The organism is Vibrio sp. 10N.222.46.A1 (assembly GCF_041473595.1).
Classification (GTDB): Bacteria; Pseudomonadota; Gammaproteobacteria; order Enterobacterales; family Vibrionaceae; genus Vibrio; species Vibrio tasmaniensis_A.
The window spans coordinates 1-327 of sequence record NZ_JBFRSN010000948.1 but is presented as its reverse complement, the minus strand read 5'-3'; the positions used below and the strand labels follow the sequence as shown (position 1 = coordinate 327).

The window sequence follows — 327 nt, the reverse complement described above, 5'->3', positions numbered from 1 at the left end:
CCTCTTGATAAGCATTGAAACGTGTTTGCCAGTCATCTTCATTGCTTTGTCCTTTCTCTTTCCCATCCCATGCTTGGTATACATCTTGAGGAATTTCAAATTCAGGATGGTCCCAGCCGAGATTGAGTCGAACCAATGCGACTTCATCAGCACCTAACGGAGCACCATGACAGTCATGACTGGCTGACTTGTTTGGTGAGCCAAAACCAATCACGGTTTTGCAGCAAATCAAGGTTGGTTTATCTGTTACGGCTTTAGCTTCAGTAATCGCTTTGTGAATATCATCAGCGTTATGACCATCAACATCAGCAATAACATGCCAACCGT

The 327-nt window shown here is 44.0% G+C and carries 1 pseudogene; it reads right to left on the bottom strand.

Annotated features, from left to right (window positions below):
* A pseudogene (locus AB4496_RS22435) lies at nucleotides 1-327 on the bottom strand (transketolase); the annotation flags it as partial.